The organism is Phocaeicola sp. (assembly GCF_048170425.1).
Lineage (GTDB): Bacteria > Bacteroidota > Bacteroidia > Bacteroidales > Bacteroidaceae > Phocaeicola.
The window spans coordinates 1-6,290 of record NZ_DBEXBB010000268.1 but is presented as its reverse complement, the minus strand read 5'-3'; the positions used below and the strand labels follow the sequence as shown (position 1 = coordinate 6,290).

Here is a 6,290-nt window from a genome sequence, read left to right as displayed (position 1 = left end):
TATATGCGTTATTTATTAATCAAACAACAAGAAACAATAAGACTATAATTACTATATGGAAAAAATAAGGTTAGTGAACAGTACCGAGATGGGAAAAGAAAATTCAAAAAGAATTTCCAGCAAACAGCTGGAAGCAAAAATTACAGCTTTCACCATTATATTGGCTGTAATCGTCATGAATATATTGTGGTGGACAGGTACCCAGTTCTTGGAGTTGAACAATAACCACAATATAACAGAAACTGCAAGACCTTTTAGCCAACAGGCCATGCAGCACAAATAACCCTTTTCAGGGAAAAAGGCAAAAAAGAAGTCCTGGCACCACAACTCAAAGTGCCAGGACTTCTTTTTTGTATTCTATTTACATCTACAGCAACAAAACGGTCAGTTCACGAGCTCCATGTGCTCCCATTACCAACGCCTGTTCAATATCTGCAGTTTTTGAAGGACCTGAAATGAAAACGCCGTAACCATACTCTCCTGTATCTATCTTCTGATAAGCCTCGTGCATGTTGTTTACCAGATTTTTCCGGTCAAGCAAAAGAATTAAAGCTTCAGAAATGAAGTACACCGCACGCTGTTCCACATCCTGCTGCACCCAGACAGCGCCGTTTTCACACACACCGATGCGTCCGTCCACCACAGCCAGGTCTGTGCCATCCAAATCAGCAGAAGCTTCCACATCGTCAGGATGAAAAGTGGCACAGGTAATATTCTTCAGATTGGAAGCAATACGTTTGGCATCCGGATACAATTTACGGACCAACGCATTGACATCTTCTCCTTCATTGACCGTCACCACACGCCCGCCGACTTCTGCCACAACCTTACAGAATTGCGCTACCTGATCAGCGTACGTAATTGCTCCTTGTTCCAATGCAGACAAGTCCGGCTTTTCATAACGCACTCGTGTATTACGACGTATGTTCTGCAATATATCTTCTCTACTACTCATAGCTTCCCTATTTTACTTTACCCTTTTTCCACATTTCATTAAAACTTTCCTTGGCAAACTGTGGCATTTCATGTTCTTTTCCCCAGTCATTCAATCCATTGTACACCAGTGAACGAGGGAAAGAATTCACCCACGATGCCCGTGCCAGAGCCAAATTAAATAAAGACGGATGTTCCATCAGTACCTTCATACCGCCCGACATGAGACGCTTGGACGAGCTGGCTACTCCCAAACCATCCATTTTTTGTCTCCAACGATAAATCTGGTCTGCCAAGTCCACTTTCGCCGGACACACATTCTGGCAAGAATAACACAAAGAGCAGGCTGACACATTATCATAATAGTGCAAAGGTGCTTTCAGCATTCCCAAGTTGATACCAATCGGACCCGGAATAAAATAAGTATAAGAATATCCGCCAGAACGACGATACACCGGACACGTATTCATACAAGCTCCGCAACGCAGACAGTTCAATGTCTTTACATGCTCCTGATCGGCTAGAATATTACTACGCCCGTTATCTACGATAATGATGTGAAGTTCACCTCCTTTGCGGGGTTTGCGATAATGCGAAGTATAGGTAGTGATGGGTTGTCCGGTACCAGAACGCGCCAGCAAGCGGGTAAATACACCCAGAGCCTCACGGTCGGGCACAATTTTTTCCAGCCCGAAAGCTGCAATCTGCAATTTAGGTTGCGAAGTACCCATATCTGCATTGCCTTCATTGGTACACACCACAAACTCACCTGTAGAAGCCACGACAAAATTAGCTCCTGTCATGGCGGCTTCTGCCTCAATAAACTTATGACGCAGATTCTTACGCGCTGCATGTGTCAAATAAGTCTGGTCATTGTTACCCGGCTCCGTACCCATCTCTTTCACGAACAGCTCACCGATTTCTTCCTTCCTTATATGGATAGCAGGTACCACGATGTGGCTGGGTTTCTTATGCATCAGCTGAAGGATTCTTTCTCCCAAATCGCTTTCCACCACATCGATTCCTTTCTCTATCAGGAACTCATTCAGTCCACATTCTTCTGCCAGCATCGATTTACTCTTGATAAAGCGATGCACATTGTGGCCATGCAGAATATTATAGATTATAGAACAATATTCATCGGCATCTTTTGCCCAATACACATGGGCTCCGTTTGCCTGTGCGTTCTTTTCAAACTCCTGCAGAAGTAAATCCAAGTGACTGTTACTGTACATCTTGATGGCAGAAGCCATGTCGCGCAACTGTTCCCATTCCGGTACTTCCCGACTAATCTTATCCCGTTTGGCACGTATCATCCACAAGGTCTGGTCATGCCATCCCGCCAGTTCCTTATTCTCCTGAAACTTTTCGGCGGCTTTTGAATGTTTTGTACTCATAATCCTGCAGCTAAAACTTCTACAATATGAATGGTTTTGATAGGCAACTTCTCTCTGGCAATTATCCCTGTCTGATGCATCAGACAGGAGCCATCGGCACCTACGATGTATTCTGCTCCCGTGTCTATATGACGTTTCACCTTGTCACGTCCCATTTGTCCGGATACGGCATGTTCTTCCACTGCAAACATACCTCCAAATCCACAACACTCATCCGGTCTTTCCGGCTCTACCACTTCAATGTCTTTCACCAAGGAAAGTAAATCACGAAGCTTATTATAATACGGGATATTCAATTCGCTCGGTGAAGAAAGGTGCATCAGGCGCACTCCATGGCAACTGTTCTGGATACTGACCTTATGAGGAAAAGAAGCCTGCAAGGAAGTAGGTTTCACTACGTCATGAATAAACTCACAAATATCATAAATTTTTTCTTCGCTGGCACAACGATGAGATTCCTTCGCCAGCAAATTACCATAATGGTCACGCACAAACACCACACAACTGGCCGACGGACCTACAATGTAATCATACTGTTCAAAAAGTCGGTCAAAACGACGGGCCAATTCTACAGACTCTTCCTCAAACCCCGCATTCGCCATCGGTTGTCCGCAACAGGTCTGGTCCAGCGGATAATCGACATCTACCCCCAGGCTTTTCAGCAACTTAAAAGAAGCCACTCCCACTTGCGGATAAACGGCATTGATATAACAGGGAATAAACAATCCTACTTTCATATCTAAATCAATTATTTCATACGAACAAAAATAAAAGGATTTCGTGGGATATGAAAATTTTCATTCATAATTCCTGTGTTTGACCATTCACCTTTCCAAACCAACAAGTACGAATACCGGTACTTTAATAGAATCTGAATTTAAAAATAATACATAATCAATCCCAATATGCGATGGTTGGTTACCGAATGAGTATTGACAACCCGTCCGTTTGCGAGATTGGCATCACCATACCAAGCGGTCGTTGGCACATACTCCAGTCCAATCTGCCAATGTGGAAGATTGTATGAAAAGGCCATATTGAATGAACAGAGCTGGTCAATATCCAATCCCATACCATATTGTTCGGTTGATACCAAGGCACGGCTACAACCCAGTTTTTTAGTATAGCCGGCAAACAGAGAAGCTTTCCAGCGATTTCCCACTGTCAGATTCAACCAGGATGTAGAATGGCGCATCGGAGTATATTCTTGCTCGCCTGTCACCGGGTCAATTCGTGAAATCCCATATCCCCCAATAAGGCGGTATGATCCAAACAAGAGGCCAGCAAAGTCTTGGCAGCCAAACGCCAGGAAGATGCCTGATATTGCAGATGCGCTTCACAAGAAAATGTAGTCATTCGTTCGTTCACTTTAAAACGTTGCTCAACTCCATTTCTATCTGTTACGGTAGATGAAGTACGAGGTTTGAGCGAAATCAAATGTACACCTGCTCCAGCCATCCAACGGTCGCCACGATAATCAGCCCCTAAGAAAAGTTCAGGCAAACAACTATTTTTCAAATAATTTTCACTACTTCTTTCCGGACCGGACGAAGTATACTGAAGTTGCCACAGGGCAGATGCCATAAAAGTAAACCTGCCAGTACGCCAGGAGAAGGCTATCTGAGGCTCACGATTAAAAGGCTGAAACGGAGCTCCGGTAGACAAATTTAAAACATCAGGAACCACATTGCCAAAAAGCGGATGCCATGTCTGCCCAATCAGCAGTCGGGCACGCTCCCAATCCAAAGCCACGTATGCCTGTCTAATCCGAAGCATGGTAGTACTGGCCGAAAAACCGCCAAAATCCATTTCCACCTTACCACTCGACCGAGCTTTTCCGATTTTCGGTCCTTGCATATCCACCCCCAGGCGCGTCGTAAAAGTATAAAAACTACCGTTAGGCGTTGCATTAATATCTTTCCCCTGACTGTCATAATCGTGATTTAACGGATAAAGGTAAAAGTTACCATCTACAGGAGCCTGATTTGCACGAGTATTGTAAAACAGGTCTCCACGGACAAAACCATAAAACTGGTAAGAGAAATTCTTTTTTTGAGCAACGGCCGAAAAAGAGCAAACTAATGCGACCCATAAAATCAATGTTTTTTTCATAGTAAGTTGATTTTGCTTATAGTTTCGTTTTCACACTTTAAATAGAAATAACCCACATTTTTCCACAAATCTCTTTATTTTCACATCATTTATTTACAATCAATAGCTTAAAACAGTCATTTCACGAATATATAAAAGTTTTTTGTTAAAGGAAATTATCCATAAAAAAATTGTTTGACGCCAATAAAAACTTATTGATAGTCCGACCTCTACGACAATATGCGCGCGCCCCGCGAATCACTTCGCAGGGCGCACCCAACTAATAACTAACTTCTTTTACTTTTGTGGTTTACGTAATTTCTATATGACTAACACTGCAAAGATAGGCGTTAAAAAACATTCCCGCAATACCTAAATATAGGTATTTTAGAATTAATCCAAATAACAGAGTATTTAAAGATTCATTTTCACCTCACTCAATTCTACCAGCTTATTTACGATGGCATAGATGGTCAATCCGGCAGCCGAATGAATCTGTAGTTTTCGGGTAATATTCCGGCGGTGCGTAATGACCGTATGCACAGAAATATACAGTTTTTCGGCAATTTCCTTATTAGTCATTCCTCTTACTACACAGCCCACTATTTCCTTTTCCCGCTGGCTCAATGAGTCCTGATCACTTTCTTCCTCTTCTGCCACATTCATCAACAGCGAAATCTTATGCGACAAAGAATCCATATCATCAAATAAACTGACCGAATCGTCGTATCCTTTCAGCTGATTGGCATCTACCATTGTATAAATCAATGATACAAACTTCATAGAAACCTCCGGATACTCCTGTTTGAAGGCTGTCACGTCAAACCAGCCTCCAAATTGAGGATTTATTATCAATATTTGTGGAATATGTGCCTCCATACAATGCTTCAGACCCTCTTCCGAAGAAATCTCGATTACCTGCACTGGTAAATCAGGCAGACGCCTCAACACGGACACAAGCCCAGTGCGAATAATCATCGACGTATCTGCCACTGCAATGTATACTGTTTCCTGTGGTTTCATTTTATCTCCTTTTCCAACTCCATAATTGCGGGTACAAAAATAAAATCTTCCACCCAGTTGTGCGAAGCCAAATCCTCCTCACAACTAAATATATCGAACAAGGTAGCATTCAACAACTGATTGTCCCCACCCGACGGATAATATTTGATAATGATGTTTTTCAGTTCGGTCAGTTTAGCATTTATCTGGTTATGATGACGGGCAAAAACCCCAATACTATAGTTATTCAACCGTTCTCCCTCTAACAAATGCTCCACATAAACAAACACTCTTTCATTCTCATATTCCATATGCTTACGCACTTCGTGCACATACTCATCAAAAAACTTCACAATCAGAAAAGCCACTTCATTCTCCGATGAACAATCAATCGCTTCTATTAGCTTCCGCCGGATAGTAGGCAACTGGAAATCCAGAAAATAAGAATGAGCTTTTTTCAAGTATTCCACCAAAGCTGGAATGGAAAGCCCGTCCAAATGATCGTGAATATGATTGCTCTCCTCACCGAGAAAATTGACAACTATCAGGAATGTATTGCAATCCACCTGGTTCATGTCGCACACTTCTTGCACAGACTTATCACCAAAACCCAGTGAAATACCAAAGCGGCTCATCACCTGCAGAAGGGCGTAATTCTCACAAATCAAGTCGCCCATCTTGTCCGTAGGCTTATACATTCGCGCAGCATTGTTACACATAAATATCGTATTCATAAATTACATTGCAAAATAAGAGAATCCTTTCAAGATCCACAATCACCATTTATAGGTATATTGCCTGAAAATTTCTACCATACAAAGATAAAGCAGGCACCATGTATTCGCCAGTCGAAAATACACAAAAATC

Annotated in this window: 6 protein-coding genes and 1 pseudogene; 1 reads left to right on the top strand and 6 read right to left on the bottom strand. The window is 42.4% G+C overall.

What is annotated here, in order from left to right; translation table 11 throughout:
* Nucleotides 1–55: 55 nt before the first annotated feature.
* Nucleotides 56–283: a hypothetical protein gene (locus ACMJ0U_RS10650; RefSeq protein ID WP_007561241.1), complete on the top strand. Its 228-nt coding sequence runs from the start codon at nucleotides 56–58 to the stop codon at nucleotides 281–283.
* An 84-nt stretch (nucleotides 284–367) separates the two neighbouring features.
* Here ACMJ0U_RS10650 and ACMJ0U_RS10645 read toward each other — a convergent pair whose 3' ends face one another.
* From ACMJ0U_RS10645 to ACMJ0U_RS10620, 6 genes and pseudogenes are all read right to left on the bottom strand, one after another.
* Entirely contained in the window at nucleotides 368–955 is a 588-nt protein-coding gene (locus ACMJ0U_RS10645) for a LutC/YkgG family protein (protein ID WP_117670714.1), read from the bottom strand.
* 7 nt (nucleotides 956–962) lie between these two features.
* Nucleotides 963–2,330, bottom strand: coding sequence for a lactate utilization protein B (locus tag ACMJ0U_RS10640; protein WP_417129895.1), 1,368 nt, complete (start codon nucleotides 2,328–2,330; stop codon nucleotides 963–965).
* Nucleotides 2,327–3,067: a (Fe-S)-binding protein gene (locus ACMJ0U_RS10635; protein WP_417129894.1), complete on the bottom strand. Its 741-nt coding sequence runs from the start codon at nucleotides 3,065–3,067 to the stop codon at nucleotides 2,327–2,329. The genes ACMJ0U_RS10640 and ACMJ0U_RS10635 overlap by 4 nt, the downstream gene beginning before the upstream one ends.
* 140 nt (nucleotides 3,068–3,207) lie before the next feature.
* Nucleotides 3,208–4,442, bottom strand: a pseudogene (locus ACMJ0U_RS10630) (hypothetical protein).
* A gap of 393 nt (nucleotides 4,443–4,835) precedes the next feature.
* Nucleotides 4,836–5,444: a DNA-binding response regulator gene (locus ACMJ0U_RS10625; RefSeq protein WP_417129893.1), complete on the bottom strand. Its 609-nt coding sequence runs from the start codon at nucleotides 5,442–5,444 to the stop codon at nucleotides 4,836–4,838.
* Nucleotides 5,441–6,142: a hemerythrin domain-containing protein gene (locus ACMJ0U_RS10620; protein ID WP_417129892.1), complete on the bottom strand. Its 702-nt coding sequence runs from the start codon at nucleotides 6,140–6,142 to the stop codon at nucleotides 5,441–5,443. Before ACMJ0U_RS10620 ends, ACMJ0U_RS10625 begins: the two co-directional genes overlap by 4 nt.
* Nucleotides 6,143–6,290 lie beyond the last annotated feature (148 nt).